We start from the raw sequence: 18,999 nt of genomic DNA, 5'->3' as shown, positions 1-18,999 counted from the left end.
TACCGGTACTAATCGGTCGTGAGGCTTAGCCACAATATTGGTGATCTTTTCTGCAGGAGAATGCGTAAACAAGCTTCGTATTAGGGAATAAAAGAACTCGACGCGTGGAGCAAAAAGGTGTAGAAGCCTTTAGTTCTTTAGAAAAATATAACATCGGAATACAATTTTCGGTGGCGATAGCGTCAAGGTCACACCCGTTCCCATCCCGAACACGGAAGTTAAGCTTGACTGCGCCGATGGTACTGCATGGGCAACTGTGTGGGAGAGTAGGACGCCGCCGGATTCTTTTAACGCCCTGTCTTCAAGGTGAACTCACCTCGAAGGCAGGGCGTTTTTTATTGGGATGAGCATGACCTCCGGATTAAATATTGCCCGCTGAGTAATAAGATCCCGGATGGGAGGCTACCTTTGATAGCCTAGGAATGTGTTGTTTTGATGCCTTTTGTAGCAAAATGAGCTCTGCCCATGTATACTTCAGGCCACGGAAAATCAGAGACGAATTCTAGTCCCTTTATTTTCAACAGAGATTTGAAAGCAGAGGAAAATATGATATTTACCCCACCCTTGAAAAGCAACAGCATTAAAATCATGCTTCTTGGCAGCGGCGAACTGGGTAAGGAAGTGGTGATCGAGGCGGCGCGTCTGGGGATTGAGACTGTCGCTGTGGATTCCTATCCCCATGCTCCTGCCCATCTTGTTGCCAACGCCAGCCATGTGATCAATATGAAGGACAGGGATGCCCTTCTGGAGATCATCCGCAGGGAAAAACCGACTTTCATTCTTCCGGAAATCGAGGCCTTGAATATTGAAGCCCTGGAAGAAGCTGAAAAAGAGGGCTTTCATGTGATTCCCAATGCGGACGCGGTCAGAAAGACGATGAACCGTAAAAACATCCGGAAATTTGCCGCAGAGGAACTGGGACTCAGAACCAGTGCCTACTGTTTTGTCAAAAGCTATGAAGAGTTGAAAGCTGCCACAGAAAAAATGGGGATTCCCTGCGTGGTCAAGCCTGTGATGAGTTCTTCAGGCCATGGTCAGAGTATCATCCGTTCTGAAGCAGACGTGGCCCAGGCCTGGGAACATGCCAGGGAAGCCAGGGGGGATGCCAGTGAGTTGATCGTGGAAGCTTTTGTGCCCTTTGATTATGAAATCACCCTGCTGACCGTACGGACGGAGAGAGAAACCGTATTTTGTGAACCTGTCGGGCATTATCAGGAAGACGGGGATTATCTGCTCAGCTGGCAGCCCATGGCCATGCCCGAGATCCTTCTCAGAGAAGCCCAGGTCATGGCGAAAACGATCACCGATGCTCTGGGGGGCAGGGGGCTTTTCGGTGTGGAGTTTTTTATCAAGGGAGACCAGGTTTACTTCAGCGAGATCAGTCCGAGACCTCATGATACGGGGATGGTCACCCTCATCACCCAGAGCCAGAGTGAGTTTGCTCTGCATGTGAGGGCGGTTCTGGGGTTACCCCTGGATTTTGTCTTTTATGGTTCTGGTGCAAGTGCCGCATTTAAAAGCCGTCAGGAGTCTTTTCTTCCCGCGCTGGAAGTACCTGATACGGCTTTTGATAAAAATGTTTTTATCCGTATTTTCGGCAAGCCTGTCAGTCATGTGGGGCGGCGTATGGCCGTGGCTCTGGTGTTTGATGAGGTCGAAAAGGCAAAGAAAAAGGCCGAGGCGATTGTGGCGAGGATTAACGGTTAGCTTGAAACAAAGGTCACCTGAAGGATCCGGTGAGCGAGGACAAAGGCCCGTTGGCTTTTATCCTCGCTTTTTTTGTCGGCGTTGCTCAGCGGATAAAATTCATTTTGATTTTGTTTTCCCGCTTTGGTGGGAGGATACTTTCTTTTCCATGTGCCACCAGTTTCATCAGCCAGGCCATATTTTTCCCAAGCATCCGCATGATCTGGCGGCCTTCCAGATCCTGTTCCGCTTCACCGGGCAGCGCACCATGGATAATGTTCCAGTAATTGGATCCCGGCATCAGCATTTCGGAATAGCAGATGAAATTGTTAAGCTGGTTGAAGGTGGGAAGCCCCCCGCTGCGCCGTACCGCTGCTACGGAAACCCCCACCTTGTGCCGCAGCATGGAACCGTTAACCCCTGAGACATAAAAAGCCCGGTCCAGAAAGGATTTCATGGTGCCGCCAATGGCAGAAAAATGCACCGGCGAGCCCAGAATAATTCCCTCTGCAGCTTTCATCTTCTGAATCCATTCATTCACCGGATCATTGGTCTGAATGCATGTTTCGTCTTTTTTTTGGGCACACTGGCCGCAGGCAAGGCATCCTCGTATGGCCTTGTTGCCCACATGGAAAATTTCCGTCTCAATCCCCTCTTCCTCCAGGGCCTCAGTAACCATCCGGATGGCATGCCAGGTGTTACCATTTTTGTTGGGGCTTCCATTAAATGCGACAACTTTCATTTTCTTCCCTTTCCTGATCGTCAAGATGAACTGCAATGCGGATTTCCCATCCACCCGGTTTTGGTCTATATTGTGGCATGGGGTGCATGGCGTCAAGAATCTGCCTGCGGAAAAGAATCCGTTCCGGAAGCTTCCTCCTGAGAACGGGCAGTGCCTTTTATGCGGAACAGAACAATTGCCCCTTCCATGACACTATCACAGTCCCGTTTTCTGTTCAGAAGGCTGACGGTCATGACGGCAAGGGGGTAACCGGAAAAGTCCTGCGGAGAAATGAGTCCCTATGGAAACGCCTCTGAAATTTACCGGTATCCATCATTTAGCTCTGGCCACCCGAAACTTGGGCGCCACCCTTCTTTTCTGGCGGGATCTTGTGGGGCTTCCCCTTTTTCTGGGCTTTGGAAGAACGGGCTACCGTCAGTATTTTTTTTCCATTTCGGAAAGCTGCGCTCTGGCCTTTTTTGAATGGCCCGAGGTGGAAGCCCTTGAAGAAAAGGATCATGGTGTTCCTGTGAAGGGCCCTTTTGTCTTTGATCATGTTTCCATTGGTGTGGAAAATGATGGAGACCTTGCCCGTATGAAGGCAAGGCTTGAGGCTGCGGGTATCTGGGTTTCTGAAGCTGTGGATCATGGCTTCATTCACTCTATCTATACCTTTGATCCCAACAATATTCCTGTGGAATTTTCTGCTCCTGTGAAGCATGTGGATCTGCGGGCTACCCCTGTACTGGCGGAAAAGAATCCTCCTCCTGAAGTGGCGGAAGGCCCCTTTCCCCGGCGTTGCCGTTTTCCGGAACCGGATAAGATTCCTGAGCTGAGCCTGTATCCCGGTGAGGGAAAGGAAATCCTTTCCTGACAAAGAACAGAAAGCCCTTTCCGCAGATGGATCTGTATCTCACGAATATCCTATTCCTCCCGCCAAGGAGTCTTCATGGCCCCCAGAAAACGTCTCAGTGATTCCGAACGGCATTTTTTTGAACTGGTTTTCAAGGCAGGCATGACCAATCCTTTCAGTGATGCCAGAAGTACCCTCGATGCGGCCATCGCCGGTGTGTTTCCGGAAACGGACAGGCAGGAGCGGATCCGGCGTATGGTGGAAGAGGTTTCCCGCAAGATCGCCCTCCTGGAGAAGGAAGGCCGGGCCAGTCTGGAGGCTTACGAAGGCCGGGACAAGGTCTTGTTGCGAACGACCTTTCTGTTTGAGCTTTTCTATGTCTTCAGGAAAAAATTTGATGCCCTGATTGAGACCCAGATGGAAGCTGGCACAGCCCCCGTCCGGGTATCCTTTACAAAGGATGCCTTGAATCTTCTCCAGAAACGGGGACTGAAAACGCGGAATACCTTTGAGCTGGCTTTCCAGCTTCGTCGGGCTTACCACTTCATTGATCGCAGTCTTTCCGGAAGATCTGCTTCCATGAAGCGTTTTCGGGAAAGCCTGTGGAACAATGTCTTTACCCAGAATCTGGATTTATATGAACGCTACCTTGTCAACCGTATGGAGGATTTTTCCACCCTCATTCTGGGAGAAACGGGGACAGGAAAGGGCAGTGCGGCAGCAGCCATCGGCAGATCCGGCTACATTCCCTTTGATGTGGAAAAGGAACGTTTTGTGGAAAGTTTCACCATGGCCTTTGTGCCGCTGAACCTTTCCCAGTATCCCGAAAGCCTCATGGAATCAGAGCTTTTTGGTCATAAAAAAGGGGCATTCACGGGAGCCGTGGAGGATTTCAGGGGGGTTTTTGCCCGCTGTTCTCCCCATGGGGCTATTTTTCTGGATGAAATTGGCGAGGTGTCCGCACCGGTGCAGATCAAGCTCCTCAACGTTCTGCAGGAGCGGACATTTTACCCTGTGGGCAGTCACGAGGCCATGCGCTTCCATGGAAGGGTCATTGCCGCCACCAATAAAAGTCTTCAGGAGTTACGGGAAAGGGTTTTCAGAGACGATTTTTACTATCGTCTTTCCTCCGACATCATTCTTGTCCCCCCCCTGCGCCAGCGTATCCGTGAGGATCCGAAAGAACTGGATACCCTGCTTGATCATACGGTTACCCGGCTTGTGGGTATCCCCTCACCGGAGCTTGTGTCCATGGCCAGGGAAGCCCTTTTGCAGCATCTGGGGCCACAGTATCCCTGGCCGGGCAATGTACGGGAACTGGAGCAGGCCGTCCGCCGTATTCTTCTGACCTCTGTCTATGAGGGGGAAACCCGCAGCCTTTCCACATCGCTGGATGAATGTATCCGGGAAGGGATTGAATCGGGGAGCCTTACGGCCCAGGAGCTGCTTATGGTTTACTGTGCCCGGCGTTATGAAGTGGCCCGCACCTACGAGGAGGTGGCCCGGCAGACGGGTCTGGATCGTCGGACGGTGAAAAAGTATGTGGAGGGGTGGCGGCTGATGCAGAACCGCTAAGGGAGAGGGGTGTGTAAGGAGAAATTTCCCATACGCAGGCTGTGATTTCATGTTTCTCTGCGTATGGGAGGGCTTTTATGTTCAGTGTTTACCCGCCGGTGACCGTCGTGTCCCGCTTGTGCTTTGGCAGTGCTTCAGGCCGTCACATTCAGGTTGCCTTCCGTGGCTTTTTTTTCTGACCTGTCCGGAAGGTCTTCTTTTTTGTCCGAAAGAATACGCAGACGCACCTGGTATTTTCCCGTTTCCAGATCAGGAGGCAGGCGTGCACCATCGGGCACCATCAGAACCAGAACCTTTCCTCTGGCCGGATCCGAAGCCTCCAGATCTTCCCGCCGGTTTTTTCCGAAAGTACGGTTCTGTCGTCTGGATCTTGCCGAACGTACTTTGAGCACACGCACCGGTACATCACCTTCCCGGTTATGGGGATGTCCCCGCTGCATGGGGAATCCTGTTTCCGTTATTTTTCCGATGACAATCTCCATAGAAGGGCACCTCCTTTTTTCTTCTTATCGGCGATAAGGAGAAAAAACTGTACGGCCTGGACGTGCTTCCGGGCGTATCAGGCCCTTTCTGGAAAAAGGGCTGCAATCCCTTCCCTGCTGGCCGGACAGACGCCTTTTTCCGTGATCAGCCCTGTCACCAGCCGGGCAGGTGTCACGTCAAAGGCATAGTCGAGGGCCGGGCTGTTTTCCGGCGGTACCAGCACGGTTCGGATATGGCCCTCTCCGTCCCTTCCCTGAACAAAGCGCACCTCATCGGGATTCCGTTCTTCAATGGGAATGTCCCTGCCTTTTTCGAGTGTCCAGTCGATGGTGGAGGAGGGAAGGGCCACATAAAAGGGAAGGCCATTGTCCTTTGCAGCCAGGGCCTTCAGGTAGGTTCCGATCTTGTTGGCCACATCCCCTGTGCATGTGGTGCGATCCGTGCCCACAATGACCATATCCACCATGCCCCTCTGCATGAGGTGGCCGCCGGTGTTGTCCGCAATGATGGTGTGGGGGACACCCGCCTGTCCCAGTTCCCAGGCGGTAAGCCGGGAGCCCTGGTTGAGGGGCCTTGTCTCATCCACCCACACATGCACGGCAATTCCCGCTCTGTGGGCCGCATAGATGGGGGCCGTGGCCGTTCCGTATTCCACACAGGCCAGCCATCCGGCATTGCAGTGGGTGAGGATGTTCACGGGTTTTCCGTCTTTAGCCTCGGCGATTTTCCGGATCAGGGGCAGGCCGTGTTCGCCGATGGCCCGGCAGCGTTCCGCTTCCGCATCGGTGATGGTGGCAGCTTCCCGGTAGAGGGCCTGAATGCGTCCCTCTCCTTCGGGAAGGGAGCGCAGTTTTTCCATGACAAGATCCGCAGCCCAGGCAAGGTTCACCGCCGTGGGACGGGCTGCCTTGATCCTGTGGCAGCATTCTTCCATCCAGGCATCGGAGATACGGTTATCCGGAGCGGTACATGCACCAAGGTACATGGCCCAGGCTGCGGAAGCCCCGATCAGAGGCGCTCCGCGCACGGTGAGGGTGCGGATGGCTTCAATGGCCTCTTCCACGGTATGGAGATCGAGGATTTTTACCGTATGGGGCAGAAGCCTCTGGTCAAGAACCTGCACCACCCCTGTTTTTTCGGGATGGGGCCAGATGGGACGGGTAAGGGGCAGAGACATGGGAATTCCTTTGTTTCGCTAAGGGTTAAAAATGGGATCGGGTTTAAACGTGTGACCTTAAAAGAGTCACCTCATCGGAGAAAAAACCATCCACGCCCATGGCAAGAAGGCGGGTCGCCTGCTCCGGATCGTTCACCGTATAGGGATAGACCCGTATGCCAAAGGCTTTCATGCGGGCAATGTGCGGAGCCATGAGGTTCCCGTAATAGGGATGCCAGGAAAAAGCACGGATTTCCCGGCAAAGGGAGAGGAGATAAAGGGGATCTTTCCATCTGCCGCTGAGCACACCGAGAAGAGGGGGATGGGAAAGACGGGAGAGATGGCGAAGGAAACCATGGTGAAAGCTTGAAACGAGAACCCGGCCTTCCAGGGGAGCGATGGCCCTGAGGAGGGCCGTAATCATGGTTCCCGGATGCCTTGCCCCCATAACCGCCTCGGGCTTCACTTCCACATTGAGCCAGCAGCTGTCAGGAACCGAAGCCACCACCTCTTCGAGAAAGGGGATGGGAACTCCGGAAAAATTCTCCGAAAACCAGCCCCCCGCATCCAGACTTCGGAGAAAGGCAGCATCCTGATGCTGAAGAGGGCCGCTGCCGCTGGTGCAGCGGTTCAGGGTGGCATCGTGGTGCACCATGAGGCGGCCATCCCGGCTCCAGAGAATATCCAGCTCCGCCATACGGGCACCCGCCTCCCATGCAGCCTGGAAGGCGGGCAGGGTATTTTCCGGAAATCTGGCTCTGTAGCCCCTGTGGGCAATGAGTAAAGGAGAGGCGGGGAAGGGAGGATGGGAAAGAAAGGGCGACAACATGGCCTCCTTGGGTCTGGATGTGGGGAAGAAGGTACCGTTTTTACAGGAAAGCTGCAAAGCGCATGGGACGGGCATATAAACCGGCCACCTCCGTACCTGCCCGTCTGCTGTCTTCAGGTGTTTCCGGGTTCGCCATTCGTTTTCCGGTTCAGATCAAGGGCGTGTTTTTCCACGGCCCGCAGGGCATCCGCAGCAGAACTGGTAATGCCGCCGGTGTGGCCGGAGCCTTCTCCAATGGGATACAGCCCTTTCACCGTCAGGGATTCACAGCGGTCATCCCGCAGTATCCGTACCGGTGAAGAGGTGCGGGTTTCCGCTCCCAGAAGCAGGGCCTCATGGGAGACAAAGGCGGGAATGTCTTTTTCCCAGTGTTCAAAGGCCATGTGGAGCTGCTCAAGGACAAAGGCGGGAAAGATATCGTGCATGTCCGCAGGTACCAGCCCCATCCTGTACGAATGTACGGGCAGGTCAACCGCCCCTTTTTTTCCGAGAAAGTGCATGAGGCCCTGAGCGGGAGCTGCCCAGGAACGGTTACCGGCCCTGAATGCCCGGGACTCAATCTCCCGCTGAAAGGCAAAACCGGCCAGAGGATGTTCAGACTCATAGTCCTCCACATGGCAGCTGACCACAAGGGCGGCATTGGAAAAGGGAGAGGAGCGGGCCGCATAGCTCATACCGTTCAGCACCAGCCCGCCCTGCTCGGATGCGGCATTCACCACCTCACCGCCGGGACACATGCAAAAGGTATACACTCCCCTGCGGCTGGGGCGATGGGTATGGTTCAGGGAATAGGTTGCGGCTCCCAGGGGTGGGAAGTTTTTGTATTTATCGCCATAACGCATGGTATTGATGGCTTCTGCGGGATGCTCGATTCTCAGCCCCACGCTGATGGGCCGTCTTTCCATGGCCACTCCCTTCCGGTGCAGCATGGCAAAGGTATCCCGGCTCGAATGGCCCAGGGCCAGGTAGATATCGCCGGAAAGAAACGTCCTGTCTTCATTGATGACAATCCCTCTGACCCGATCTCCTGAGAGCAGCAGATCGGTCATGCGGGCTTCGTAGTGAATTTCTCCGCCCCTTTCAAGGATATGGTTTCTCATGTTGCGGACAATGTTGCACAACACATCTGTCCCAAGATGGGGTTTTCCCATGTAGAGGATTTCCGGCGGTGCGCCGAACCGGACAAAGGTTTCCAGAACCCGGTTGACCTGACGGGTATTGCTGTCCCTCCGGGAAAAAAGTTTACCATCGGAGTATGCACCTGCCCCGCCTTCTCCAAACTGGATATTGGATTCCGGATTCAGTTCACGGGTGTCAATGAAATGCTGCACATCCAGGGAGCGTTCCTCGATCTTTTTTCCCCTTTCAAAGATCAGGGGTTTCAGGCCACAGGCCAGAAGCTCAAGGGCTGCGAACATTCCTGCCGGGCCAAATCCCACCACGATGGGTCTTTCCCGGAGCAGGCGTTTTTGGGGAGGGAGGGCGGGCGTTTCGGTATATACGGGAAAATCTGGGGGCCTGGCCGCAGGATTTTCCAGGGAAACGACCAGGGAAAGCACATAAAAAAACTGTTCCGGATCGCGAAGATCCAGGGTCTTGCTGAGTACCTTGACAAGACTCACCCCCTCATGGATGCGGAGGGCCTGTCTGGCCTCATGCAGCCAGGTTTCCATGTGATCCTGTTCTACGGGGATTCTGAGATTGCTGATGATGAGTTGCAAGAAACATCCCTCTCTATCTCTGGCGTAAAAGCAGCGGGAACGGTATCCGGGAAGATCCTATACCATAAAATCCGGCAAGTGTACCATCCGTGTGAGGGGCTCAGGATGAGCTGCTGTTCGGATTCCGGGGGCTTTCAATGGGGGGGACCCTGAGTCTCAGCTTCTGGTTCTTGACAGGGCCGGAAGAATTGCATACATAAAGTTCAAACAATCGTTTGATTGAATCATTCGTATGATGGAGGGCGCATGGAAGAAAATACAACGAAAGACCGTATCCTCAATGCCGCAGAAAGGCTTTTTGCGGATCAGGGATTCTACTCTGCCGGTATCCGCGCCATCACCCGGATGGCGGGGGTGAATGCCGCTGCGGTGAATTATCATTTCGGCTCCAAGGAGCAGTTGCTGGAAGCGGTGATTGTCCGCAGGGTGACCCCCCTCAACACCGAACGTCTTGCACTTCTGGAAGCCGCCCTTGAAAAGGCGGCGGCGGAGGGGAAGCCGCCTGCTGTCGAGGCTCTGGTGCGGGCGCTGGTGGTGCCCACCATCCGGCGGCTTGTGGAGGGGGGGCCGGATCTGCGGTTTCATGTTTTGGCAGGCCGTATGGTGACGGATCCCGATGAAAAGCTGAGACAGCTTTTCCACCAGTACATGGATGATACCATCCGGGCCTTTGTGGACGCCTTTTGCAGCGCCAGACCGGATCTCCCCCTGGAAGCGGTGGTGAACCGGATCCAGTTTGCCATTGGTGCCATGCTGCATACGGTGCACTACCTGCACGGTACCCACCCGGCGGCCCGGGTGGTGAAGGAAATTCCCGGTGCTTTTGATGCGGAGGCGGTTACGGAAAGGCTGATCCGTTTTCTGGTCTGCGGTATGGAGGGGCCATGAGAAGAAGAGGATGGCTTGTGGGGATGCTGCTGCTGGTTTCCTGCACGGCAAAGAGACCGGAGACGGTGATGGCTCCTGAGCCGGGGCCGGATTTTCCGGAAGTCCCGGTGTCTTTCCAGGTTCTGCCGCCTCAGGCCCGGTGGTGGGAGTCCTTTGATGATCCGGGGCTGACGGAGCAGGTGGTGCGGGCGCTGCACCACAATCCCGCAGCCTTGCAGGCCCTGTCCCGGTTGAAAAGGGCGCAGGCCGTGCTGGGAGGCGAGGCGGCGGCAAGGGGGCCGAAGCTGGATGCAGAGCTGGCTGTGGGGCGTTCCCGGCTTGTATCGCAAAAAGACAGGGAAACGGCATCCATCGGGTTGGGGGTGGCCTATGAAGTGGATTTCTGGGGGCGCCTGGAAGGGGCGGAAGACAAGGCCCGGTTTCTGGCTCAGGCGTCAGAGGCGGATCTTGCCTCCCTTTATCTCTCTCTGGCTGCGGAAGTGGGAACCCTTTATTTTCAGCGTCAGGCCGACATCCTGCGTCTTGACCTGCTGGAGGAAAAAAGACGGGTGGCTGTCGAATTCCTGACCTGGACGCGGCAGCGCTATGAAAAAGGGCTGATCACTCTTTCTGAACAGATACAGGCCGAGACCGGTCTTCTGGCGCTGGATGCGGCCTCTGCGGAGGCAGGGGCGGCCCTCCGGGTTCGGGAGCACGCCCTGCATGTCCTTACAGGCCTTGCCCCCGGCAGCCGTCTGGACACAGGAAAGGGGCTGCCGCAGGATCCCCCCCTTCTTTATGGAGACGGCCTGAGCTCGGAGCTTGTCCGGCAAAGGCCGGATGTCCATGCGGCCTGGCTGCGGGTGGAGGCGGCGGATCGGGATGTGGCCATGGCGGTAGCCGAGCGTTTTCCACGCTTTCAGCTGAGAGCCGATGCCGCTCAGGCCATTGAGGATACGGCGGGTCAGTTTTTTTCCGGAGGGGTCTGGAACATCGGGGTCTCGCTGACGGCACCTCTGCTGGACTGGGGACGGCGGAAAGCCCTGGTGAAAGCCCGGCAGGCAGCCCTGGAAGGGGCTGTGGAAGCCTGGCGTGAGACGGTGCTCACCGGGCTGAGGGAAATGGCCGATGCCCTGGTGCGCAATGCGGCCCAGGACAGGGTACTGACGGCAAGAAGGCAGCAGCAGATGCAGAGTGACCGGGATCTGGAGCGGATCTGCCTGCGGTATGAGGAGGGCATTGCCGAATACCGGGAGCTTCTTGTGGCAAGAACCCGCAGTCTGGAGGCTGCGGACGCGGTGGTACAGGCCGAACTGGAGAGGGTGAGGCAGCGTATCACCCTGGCGCGCAGTGTCGGCGGTTCCTGGACAGCGGGGATTCTGGACAGTGTTTTACAGGAAGAGGAGATGGCCCTTTCCGGGTCACAGCAATAGGGAGAGAATCATGGGACGCGGATCTGTTGTTTTTATCAAAGGGGTGCTTCCCCTGCTCCTTCTTGCGGTGGGGGTGGGAGGAATGGTGGGACTTATCAGAAACCGGGAAAAACCCCAGCCGGTGTTTCCGGAGCATCCGGGGATTCTGGTGGAAACCCGGCCTCTGGTATTTTCGGATATTCCGGTGACCGTGACGGCTACAGGAACGGTTCAGCATACCCGTGAGGCGGCCATTGTGCCGGAGGTGAGCGGCAAGGTGCTCTTCCTGCATCCCCGTCTTGAAACGGGCGGTTTTCTTCAGAAGGGGGAGGTTCTTTTTACCCTGGACGATACGGATTACCGCCTCAGCCGGATGGCGGCCCGTGCGGAACTGGCGCGAACCCAGGCCCTGCTGCTGGAAGAAGAAAGCCGGGGCCGTGCCGCCCGTGCGGACTGGGATGTGAGCCATCCCGGTCAGAAAGCGCCTTCTCCCCTGGTGTTGCGGGAGCCTCAGCGCAGACAGGCCGAGGCCGCCGTGGCTGCGGCGGAAGCGGCTGTGGCCCGGCATGAGCGGGACATCGCCCGCTGTACCGTGGACGCTCCCTTTGATCTGCGGGTTCTGGCAGAGACCCTGGCCGAAGGATCTTTTCTTGTGGCGGGTCAGCCCGTGATGCGGGGGGCGGCCACGGCGTCGTTTGATCTGATCCTCTCCCTTCCGCCCTCGGATCTGGACTGGATACGGCTGCCGGAGCCGGGAAGCGAAGGTGCGCTTGCTGTTCGCGTACGGGTTCCGGGGAGTTCCGGTTCTGAACGGGAGGGCATTCTGCTGCGGGTGTTGGGGGATGTGGATCCCAGGGGCCGCATGACCCGGATTCTGGTGCGTATTCCCGATCCCTACGGACTGAATACCCCGGTTCCTGCCCTCAGCGAAGGGCAGTTTGTGGAGGCCCGGATTCCGGGAAAGGTGGCGGAAGGGGTGCTGGATATCGCGGCTTCCGTTCTGCGGGAGGGGGAGCGTCTCTGGTGGATGGACAAGGAGGGGAAACTGCGTATGGCGGAAGCGGAGGTGCTTCGCAGAACAGGGGACAGCGTTCTGGTGCGTACGCCTCTTCCCGAGGGAAGTGCTCTTGTGATCTCCAGCATCGGCGGGGCTGTGGAGGGCATGCAGCTGCGTACGGCAAAGGCCGGAAAGGAGTAGGTCATGAAATCCGCAGTGGCATGGATGGCAAGGCGGCATGTGGCGGCCAATCTTCTGATGCTGGTGTTTATTGCCGGCGGCCTGATCAAGGGCCTGGGGGTGAAGCAGGAGATTTTTCCGGAAATCTCCCTGGACAGAATCCAGGTACAGGTGGTGTACCAGGGGGCCGCTCCGGAGGAGATTGAAGAGGGCATTCTCCTGAAGATTGAAGAAAATCTTTCCGGGATTGACGGCATTGACGATATCCGCTCTTCGGCCTCCGAAGGTCTGGCGGTGGTCACGGCGGAACTGCGTACCGGCGCGGATGCCGATCAGGTGCTCAATGAGGTGAAAAGTGAGGTGGATCGTATCACCACCTTTCCTGCGGAGGCGGAAAAGCCGGTGATTACCAAGATGCTCAATCTTTCGGAGGTGATCAGTCTCGTTATCTGGGGAGATGTGTCGGAGCGGACCCTGAGGGAGCAGGCGGAGCGGATGCGGGAAGAACTTCTGGGCTTTCCGGAGATTACCCAGCTGGAGCTGCACGGGCTGCGGGATTATGAAATTGCCATTGAAATTTCCGAAGAGAACCTGAGACGTTACGGACTGACACTGGATCAGGTGGCCGCAGGAGTGGCTGCTGCGTCCCGGGATCTCCCGGGAGGCAAACTGCGTACCGAAGGCGGAGAGATTCTTTTAAGAACCAAGGAGAAAAAATACCAGGCCGGAGAATATGCGGCGATCCGGATTCTGGCCCTTCCCGATGGCCGCATCCTGAGACTGGGCGAGCTGGCGGAAATTCGCGAGGGTTTTGCGGAAACGGATGTGGCGGCCCGGTACAACGGAAAACCCGCAGCCATGATCAAGGTGTTTCGCAGCGGAGACCAGAAACCCCTGGAGATCGCCGAAAGGGTGCTGGCCTATGCCGCAGAGCAGAACCATTTTCTGCCCCAGGGCCTGCGGGTGGACGCCTGGAATGATACCTCCGAGCTTTTTGCAAGCCGTATGGATCTGCTTTTCCGGAATGCGAAACTGGGGCTTGTGCTGGTACTCTGCGTATTGGGGATTTTTCTGCATTTCCGGCTGGCGTTCTGGGTGATGCTGGGAATTCCCATCAGCTTTCTCGGTGGGCTGTCTGTCCTGCCCTTTTTCGGAACTTCCATCAATATGGTCAGTCTTTTTGCCTTTATTCTGGTTCTGGGGATCGTGGTGGATGATGCCATTGTGGTGGGCGAAAATGTGTATGAAAAACGTCAGCAGGGGATGGCCCCCTTGAAGGCGGCAATACAGGGAGCCATCGAAATGGGCGTACCTGTCACCTTTTCCGTGCTCACCACGGTGGCGGCCTTTCTGCCCCTGGCCTTTATTTCCGGGACCATGGGAAAATTCATGCGGGATGTCCCCATCGTGGTGATTGCCATTCTGCTGGTTTCCCTCGTGGAATCTCTCTTTGTGCTGCCTGCCCATCTGGCTTCCATCCGCAAGATTCCTTCCGGAACCCAGGCCGGAAATGCCGGACAGTTTTTCAGCCGGAGTCTGGAGCGGTTCAGTGTCGGCCCCTTTGCCCGTCTGCTGGATCTGACGGCAAGGTATCGCTATACCACGGCAGCCGGTGGTCTGGCCTTTCTCCTGCTGACCCTGGGGCTGGTGGGCGGCGGTGTGGTGAAGTTTCAGTTCATGCCTGAGGTGGAAGGGGATCAGGTACGGGTTTCCCTGCGCATGCCACCGGGTACGTCTGCGGCCCTCACCCAGTCCGTGCAGGATCGTATTGTGAGCATGGGGCTGGAAACGGTTGCGGAAATGGATCTTCAGGAGACGGTGGCACCGTCCCTGATGCGCAGTCTCTATGCCCAGGTGGGGGCTTCCATGGCGGCGATGGGGCCGGCCAATGACGGGCAGACCCAGGGCGGGGGACATATTGCGGAGGTGGTGCTGAGTCTTGTTCCGGGTGAGGAGAGGGCGATCCGCAGTGAGGCGGTACGGGATCTCTGGCGTCAGAAGGTGGGGGAGATCCCCGGGGTGGAATCCCTGACCTTTGAAACCAATCTTATCCGTATGGGGGCCCAGATTGATGTGGAAGCCACCCACAGTGATTTTGGGGTGCTGGAGGCTGTGGCGGCACGGCTGAAGGAGGCCATCGGAACCTATCCCGGAGTGCGGGATCTGGAAGACAGCCTGGAGGCCGGAGCACGGGAACTGAAACTGCACTTGAAAGACAGCGCCCGGACGCTGGGGCTGACGGAAACGGATCTGGCCCGTCAGGTACGGGCGGCCTTTTATGGGGCAGAAGCCCTTCGCTTACAGATCGGCCGCAACGAGGTGAAGGTGATGGTGCGGTATCCCCAGGCGGAACGGCGTCTTCTGCGCAATCTTGAAGCGTTCAGAATCCGCACCGCAGAGGGGGGGGAACTGCCCCTTGCCATGGCAGCGGAAATTGTGGAAAGCCGGGGGTACAGCCGGATTGCCCGCAACAACCAGAAGCGGGTGGTGCATGTGACGGCCAGTGTGGACAGTACCAGAGCCAATGCCGGAGAGCTTCTCAGTGCCCTTGAAAAGGATGTGTTTCCCGGTCTGCTACAGGATTACCAGGGCCTGCATCTCTCCTTTGGCGGGGAGGACAAGGAAAAGACCAAGGTTGCGGGCAGTATGGAGGAGGGATTCCTGCTGGCCCTTGTGGCCATTTACGTGCTGCTGGCCATCCCCCTGAACAGCTATGGGCAGCCCTTTCTCATCATGCTGTCCATTCCCTTTGGTGTGGTGGGGGCGGTTCTCGGCCATCTGCTCATGGGCTATCCCCTGACCATGCTGAGCATGTTCGGTATCGTGGCCCTTTCCGGTGTGGTGGTGAACAATGCCCTTTTGCTCATCGACCGTATCAATGGCAACCGCAGGGAGGGCCTGAATCCAAAGGACGCGGTGCTGGAAGCCGGACAGCGGCGTTTGCGGCCCATCCTTCTCACCTCCCTCACGACTTTTTGTGGTCTCATGCCCATGATTCTTGAAACCAGTGCCCAGGCCCGCTTTCTGATTCCCATGGCCATCAGCCTGGGGTTCGGGATTCTGTTCACCACCCTGATTATTCTGGTGCAGATTCCGGCTTTTTATCTGATTCTGGAAGATGTGAAGGGTTGGGGTGTAAAACTGGGGCGGCTGTTTGGCAGGGAAGCAGCGGTTCCGAAGGAAGGGACTTCAGGGCTGTGATCTGAAAAGGAAGGGGGCAGAGGAGGCTTTTTTCCGGTGAGGACTGTACGGAAAAAGCCTCCTGCCGTGGGAATGTCTATTCCATGGGAATCAGGGTGAAGGTCTCCCAGATGCTGGCCGCAGAGCGGTTGACGACCACTGTACCACCGCCTCCGTTTTCTGCACAGACATAGAGTCCGCCGGGGCTCTGGAGTGCAACCCTGTCTTCTCCGGACATGTTGATCAGGGTAAAGGTTGTCCCGTCTCCGGGTGTGGAACGATCCGCGATCAGGGCCTGACTTCCGCCCCCTTCCGCCCGGATGAACTGTCCGTTGTAGGCCTTGAGGGCGATCTGCTTATCTCCGGGCAAGGAGACCAGGGTAAAGGTTTCCCATTCCTTTGCATGGGAGCGGTTGGCCACCAGGGCCTGGCCGCCACCATTTTCCGCGCAGAGAAAATAACCGTTGTAGGTTTTGAAAGCCACTTTCCGGGTTCGCAGAGGAGGGGCAGGTGCCACAGAGGCGTTTGGATTTTCTTTCTGAACGGAGCAGATCCGGATGTTGGCCTTGCAGGCAAGGGGATCGTATTTTTCATGGGCGCTATTGACGGAAACAATCACATGGGTACAGCTGGGGTCTTTTTTGTAGGCGGCCAGGTAGCTGCTGACCGGAAATTCCGTGAGAGGGCCTGTGTAGATGGTTTTCCAGACGGCATTCTGATAACGGGCATGCAGGGTAAGGTAGCGGAGTGTTCCGGAAGTGGTGGTGATGGTCAGGAGATCCTCGTCCTGAAGGGTGGCAAGGGGGAGGGCTGCGTAAGTACCGCCGTTTTTTGGGGTGATGCTGTCGCCTGTGCCGTCATTGAGAACGGACGCTGCAAGATGGCAGGCCTGACGTTCTGCCTCGGCATAGGCGGAAAAAGACAGGAAAAAAAGGGACAGAAGAAGTAGCCATAACGCTTTTTTCATGATCCTGACCTTTCGTCTGGGTGGAGGGCTGTCACCCCCTGCGAGAGAGGGGTTTGGGCAGGGGATGGATGCCTTCTTCATATCACCCGCGCAGGGGCTCGTCCATGGGAAAGTCTTTTTGAAACTGTACACGTCAAGGCTCTGCATCAGGGCTTTCAGACCCTGGGCTGTGATGTCACAAAGGGGGCCGTCTGTGGGGGAGTGTCTGGCAGAACGGAAAAAAATCTGGGTGCAGAAAAACGTTCAGGGCTCTTCCCCATGGAAGGCCCTGACAGTGTGGCTATTCCCAAAAAGATTTTCAGTGATTTACTTCTGGGCAAAGGAGCCGGTTAAGGTGGGTATTTTTGTAATAAAATTCTGATGGATATAAATGAGAGCTGGAGAAGGTTATATAGAAGCAGCACTTCTATATAACCTTCGCACTGGTGGTTATGAAAAGTGGTTTTCGGACAAGCTCGTTAGCAGCCGTTTCAGCAAATTGTGGTGCCGATTTTTTTAAAGGGGCAACAGCCACACTTCTATTGAGCTGATCTTACTAAACGGACATAATTATAGATGCGAATAGCATCTCCTTGAGGCCCAAAACCAGTTGGATAGTTGGCAGGGTTACCTTCTTTAGGATCACTTCTTTGCGCACCCGCACCGTGTACATCCACCCAGCCACCAAACTGAGCCATATAACCCATAGCCCGTCCAAAGCTGAGGTATACGGCTGCTTCACCATTATCTGTTGTCTGGCTACTGAAGGTGGTGCTTGTCCAATAGAACGGATAATCGGTCTCTCCAGTCTCATTGGTAATGGCTGTGCAGTCAAATACTGTGTCAATAGCGGCAGAGGCTGTGGTATCCGGAGAGCGCGTGTAATCAAGGATACTTTGTAACTCTTTGGCGTCGGGTAAGCGCCAGTCTGAGTAACCAGCATATTCAAAGCCTTCTGCGTAGCTTAATGCACTTTGCCAATTTACCCCTGCACCGTTATCTTTTTTCATCCACATCAGTCCGGTTGCGTGATCTGTAATGGTGCCATCGCCATTGTCTGCAAACTGGTTGATGCCATAGTCGGTATTGCCGCGAACAAACAGTACGTAGTATTTTTTCATAGAGGCTTCGGCGGGGTACCCTTTGATACGCCCATCTACAAAATTAACGCCGAACATAGTTCTCGTTCCACCCATGGTGGTGCCTTTATATAGTGTCGAAGTTGCTACCTGGGCATCGATAAGCCGTTCGCCTTTGTCCAAATCACCATATCCATAATCAAATACGGTACTGATAAAGGGCAGCACACCTGCTGTTGACGTAGCAGTAGGGCTTATTTCCGCTCCGCTGTATTGAATCAGCGAATATAGCTCTTTGATAGTTGGAAGCCGCCAGTCATTATATCCTCCCGTATTGTGAGATGATGCTTTATTATAGGCGTCATCTGCGGACAGTTTATCATCTGCGTCTATAAGACCGTTGCCTGTCAGATCATAAGATTTTGTCCACATCAGACCTGTCACATTATCCGTAATTGTTCCATCGCCATGATCTGTGTATGACGGCTTATTGGTACTGTACTGAGCATCCTGTCCGTAAAAGGCTTCCCCTTGCACAGGACAGGATATTTCCGAGAGATTGTTATAACATTTGCTTTGGTTGGTGCCTGCTATCGGATAGCCTGAAATATCTGACAAATTAACAACTGGATTGTTACCACTCTCATCATTGCTGCACGAACTTATAAGCATGGTGACAGTCATTAATAAAAGTAAAAATGTTCTTGTCATATCTTTTTCCTATTATGAGGCTTGAGGTAAATTGAAAATTATTTTCGGACAAGCTCTTATGGTTTTATGCTGGGCTTGTCCGAAAAATAATTTTCCAAACCGATAACAGACAACATATAGCGCTTATTCCTGAGGCTTCTCCGTTTTGAACCCCGGATGTCCCATCCCTTTGCCCTGATGCCGGTTCATGGCCCTTTCCCGCCGTTCTTCCCGAAGCTTGCGAAAAGCGTCCATCTGATCTTCGTTGAGAATTCCCTTCAGCTTTGTTTCTTCTTCGGCATCCATGGCGTCCATGGCGGCCCTGGCCTTTGCATGGAGATCCTCAATCAGGGCATGCCGTTTTTCCATCATTTCGGCAAGAACGGGTTTCAGGGCTTCCTTCTGGGTGGCATTGAGATCCAGATACTCTTCCAGACGATCCGCCATGCGTTCAGGATCTCTCTGTCTGTGGCCCTTTTCATAGGCCAGGGCACTGACGGGCAGAAGAAAAAGGATGAGGGCAAGGGGAATCAGGGATTTCAGTTTCGTTTTCATGGCGTACCTCCCTATGGGCATGTTGAAGACAGGCCGGAGGGGCTGAACACTCCGGAACATGAAAATGAG

General features: G+C 55.4%; 15 protein-coding genes and 1 rRNA gene. 8 read left to right on the top strand and 8 right to left on the bottom strand.

Features of this window, described 5'->3' with window-relative positions; all coding sequences use genetic code 11:
• The first annotated feature begins 166 nt into the window (after positions 1-166).
• Positions 167-283, top strand: a 5S ribosomal RNA gene (rrf, locus tag BR04_RS05815).
• Between the two features lie 263 nt (positions 284-546).
• Positions 547-1,707: a formate-dependent phosphoribosylglycinamide formyltransferase gene (purT, locus tag BR04_RS05810; protein ID WP_496355055.1), complete on the top strand. Its 1,161-nt coding sequence runs from the start codon at positions 547-549 to the stop codon at positions 1,705-1,707.
• 85 nt (positions 1,708-1,792) lie between these two features.
• On the opposite strand, the gene BR04_RS05805 is transcribed toward purT, so the two are convergent.
• The gene (locus BR04_RS05805) at positions 1,793-2,428 is read right to left on the bottom strand and encodes a flavodoxin family protein (RefSeq protein WP_496355054.1); all 636 of its coding nucleotides are present in this window, start codon (positions 2,426-2,428) and stop codon (positions 1,793-1,795) included.
• 280 nt (positions 2,429-2,708) lie between these two features.
• Between BR04_RS05805 and BR04_RS05800 the strand changes: the two genes are divergently transcribed.
• Both BR04_RS05800 and BR04_RS05795 read left to right on the top strand, forming a co-directional pair.
• The gene (locus tag BR04_RS05800; RefSeq protein WP_496355053.1) at positions 2,709-3,281 is read left to right on the top strand and encodes a VOC family protein; all 573 of its coding nucleotides are present in this window, start codon (positions 2,709-2,711) and stop codon (positions 3,279-3,281) included.
• Positions 3,282-3,356: 75 nt separating this feature from the next.
• Positions 3,357-4,835, top strand: a complete 1,479-nt coding sequence (locus tag BR04_RS05795; RefSeq protein ID WP_496355052.1) for a sigma-54-dependent transcriptional regulator — start codon at positions 3,357-3,359, stop codon at positions 4,833-4,835.
• Positions 4,836-4,969: 134 nt separating this feature from the next.
• On the opposite strand, the gene BR04_RS05790 is transcribed toward BR04_RS05795, so the two are convergent.
• The 4 genes from BR04_RS05790 to BR04_RS05775 all read right to left on the bottom strand — a co-directional run bounded on the left by BR04_RS05790 (position 4,970) and on the right by BR04_RS05775 (position 9,024).
• Positions 4,970-5,317: a hypothetical protein gene (locus BR04_RS05790; RefSeq protein ID WP_496355051.1), complete on the bottom strand. Its 348-nt coding sequence runs from the start codon at positions 5,315-5,317 to the stop codon at positions 4,970-4,972.
• Positions 5,318-5,394: 77 nt separating this feature from the next.
• Positions 5,395-6,495, bottom strand: coding sequence for an S-methyl-5-thioribose-1-phosphate isomerase (mtnA, locus tag BR04_RS05785; RefSeq protein ID WP_496355050.1), 1,101 nt, complete (start codon positions 6,493-6,495; stop codon positions 5,395-5,397).
• Between the two features lie 43 nt (positions 6,496-6,538).
• Complete coding sequence (locus tag BR04_RS05780) at positions 6,539-7,378, bottom strand: glycerophosphodiester phosphodiesterase (RefSeq protein ID WP_496355049.1); 840 nt, start codon at positions 7,376-7,378, stop codon at positions 6,539-6,541.
• Between the two features lie 38 nt (positions 7,379-7,416).
• The gene (locus BR04_RS05775; RefSeq protein ID WP_496355048.1) at positions 7,417-9,024 is read right to left on the bottom strand and encodes an NAD(P)/FAD-dependent oxidoreductase; all 1,608 of its coding nucleotides are present in this window, start codon (positions 9,022-9,024) and stop codon (positions 7,417-7,419) included.
• A gap of 246 nt (positions 9,025-9,270) precedes the next feature.
• Here BR04_RS05775 and BR04_RS05770 point away from each other — a divergent pair, with 246 nt between their 5' ends.
• Genes BR04_RS05770 through BR04_RS05755 form a run of 4 tightly spaced genes read left to right on the top strand, consistent with a single transcriptional unit; the run spans position 9,271 to position 15,681 of the window.
• Positions 9,271-9,912: a TetR/AcrR family transcriptional regulator gene (locus BR04_RS05770; RefSeq protein ID WP_496355047.1), complete on the top strand. Its 642-nt coding sequence runs from the start codon at positions 9,271-9,273 to the stop codon at positions 9,910-9,912.
• Positions 9,909-11,324 carry an efflux transporter outer membrane subunit gene (locus BR04_RS05765; protein ID WP_496355046.1) on the top strand — a complete coding sequence of 472 codons (1,416 nt, stop codon included), beginning with the start codon at positions 9,909-9,911 and terminating at the stop codon, positions 11,322-11,324. Before BR04_RS05770 ends, BR04_RS05765 begins: the two co-directional genes overlap by 4 nt.
• Positions 11,325-11,334: 10 nt before the next feature.
• Positions 11,335-12,501, top strand: coding sequence for an efflux RND transporter periplasmic adaptor subunit (locus tag BR04_RS05760; protein ID WP_496355045.1), 1,167 nt, complete (start codon positions 11,335-11,337; stop codon positions 12,499-12,501).
• A 3-nt stretch (positions 12,502-12,504) separates the two neighbouring features.
• The gene (locus tag BR04_RS05755; protein WP_496355044.1) at positions 12,505-15,681 is read left to right on the top strand and encodes an efflux RND transporter permease subunit; all 3,177 of its coding nucleotides are present in this window, start codon (positions 12,505-12,507) and stop codon (positions 15,679-15,681) included.
• A gap of 76 nt (positions 15,682-15,757) precedes the next feature.
• Here BR04_RS05755 and BR04_RS05750 read toward each other — a convergent pair whose 3' ends face one another.
• The 3 genes from BR04_RS05750 to BR04_RS05740 all read right to left on the bottom strand — a co-directional run bounded on the left by BR04_RS05750 (position 15,758) and on the right by BR04_RS05740 (position 18,930).
• Complete coding sequence (locus tag BR04_RS05750) at positions 15,758-16,627, bottom strand: fascin domain-containing protein (RefSeq protein WP_496355043.1); 870 nt, start codon at positions 16,625-16,627, stop codon at positions 15,758-15,760.
• A gap of 518 nt (positions 16,628-17,145) precedes the next feature.
• Entirely contained in the window at positions 17,146-18,396 is a 1,251-nt protein-coding gene (locus tag BR04_RS05745; protein WP_496355042.1) for an Lcl C-terminal domain-containing protein, read from the bottom strand.
• A gap of 123 nt (positions 18,397-18,519) precedes the next feature.
• Entirely contained in the window at positions 18,520-18,930 is a 411-nt protein-coding gene (locus BR04_RS05740) for a hypothetical protein (protein WP_496355041.1), read from the bottom strand.
• Positions 18,931-18,999: the final 69 nt, after the last annotated feature.

The organism is Desulfobotulus sapovorans DSM 2055 (assembly GCF_059569355.1).
This window is presented reverse-complemented; position numbering and strand designations above follow the sequence as displayed.

Coding starts and splice junctions, on each gene's coding strand:
- BR04_RS05770 (WP_496355047.1), top strand. CDS start 9,271: ATGGAAGAAAATACAACGAAAGACCGTATCCTCAATGCCGCAGAAAGG.
- BR04_RS05765 (WP_496355046.1), top strand. CDS start 9,909: ATGAGAAGAAGAGGATGGCTTGTGGGGATGCTGCTGCTGGTTTCCTGC.
- BR04_RS05800 (WP_496355053.1), top strand. CDS start 2,709: ATGGAAACGCCTCTGAAATTTACCGGTATCCATCATTTAGCTCTGGCC.
- BR04_RS05740 (WP_496355041.1), bottom strand. CDS start 18,930: ATGAAAACGAAACTGAAATCCCTGATTCCCCTTGCCCTCATCCTTTTT.
- mtnA (WP_496355050.1), bottom strand. CDS start 6,495: ATGTCTCTGCCCCTTACCCGTCCCATCTGGCCCCATCCCGAAAAAACA.
- BR04_RS05745 (WP_496355042.1), bottom strand. CDS start 18,396: ATGACAAGAACATTTTTACTTTTATTAATGACTGTCACCATGCTTATA.
- BR04_RS05755 (WP_496355044.1), top strand. CDS start 12,505: ATGAAATCCGCAGTGGCATGGATGGCAAGGCGGCATGTGGCGGCCAAT.
- BR04_RS05795 (WP_496355052.1), top strand. CDS start 3,357: ATGGCCCCCAGAAAACGTCTCAGTGATTCCGAACGGCATTTTTTTGAA.
- BR04_RS05750 (WP_496355043.1), bottom strand. CDS start 16,627: ATGAAAAAAGCGTTATGGCTACTTCTTCTGTCCCTTTTTTTCCTGTCT.
- BR04_RS05790 (WP_496355051.1), bottom strand. CDS start 5,317: ATGGAGATTGTCATCGGAAAAATAACGGAAACAGGATTCCCCATGCAG.
- BR04_RS05805 (WP_496355054.1), bottom strand. CDS start 2,428: ATGAAAGTTGTCGCATTTAATGGAAGCCCCAACAAAAATGGTAACACC.
- BR04_RS05780 (WP_496355049.1), bottom strand. CDS start 7,378: ATGCCCGTCCCATGCGCTTTGCAGCTTTCCTGTAAAAACGGTACCTTC.
- BR04_RS05760 (WP_496355045.1), top strand. CDS start 11,335: ATGGGACGCGGATCTGTTGTTTTTATCAAAGGGGTGCTTCCCCTGCTC.
- purT (WP_496355055.1), top strand. CDS start 547: ATGATATTTACCCCACCCTTGAAAAGCAACAGCATTAAAATCATGCTT.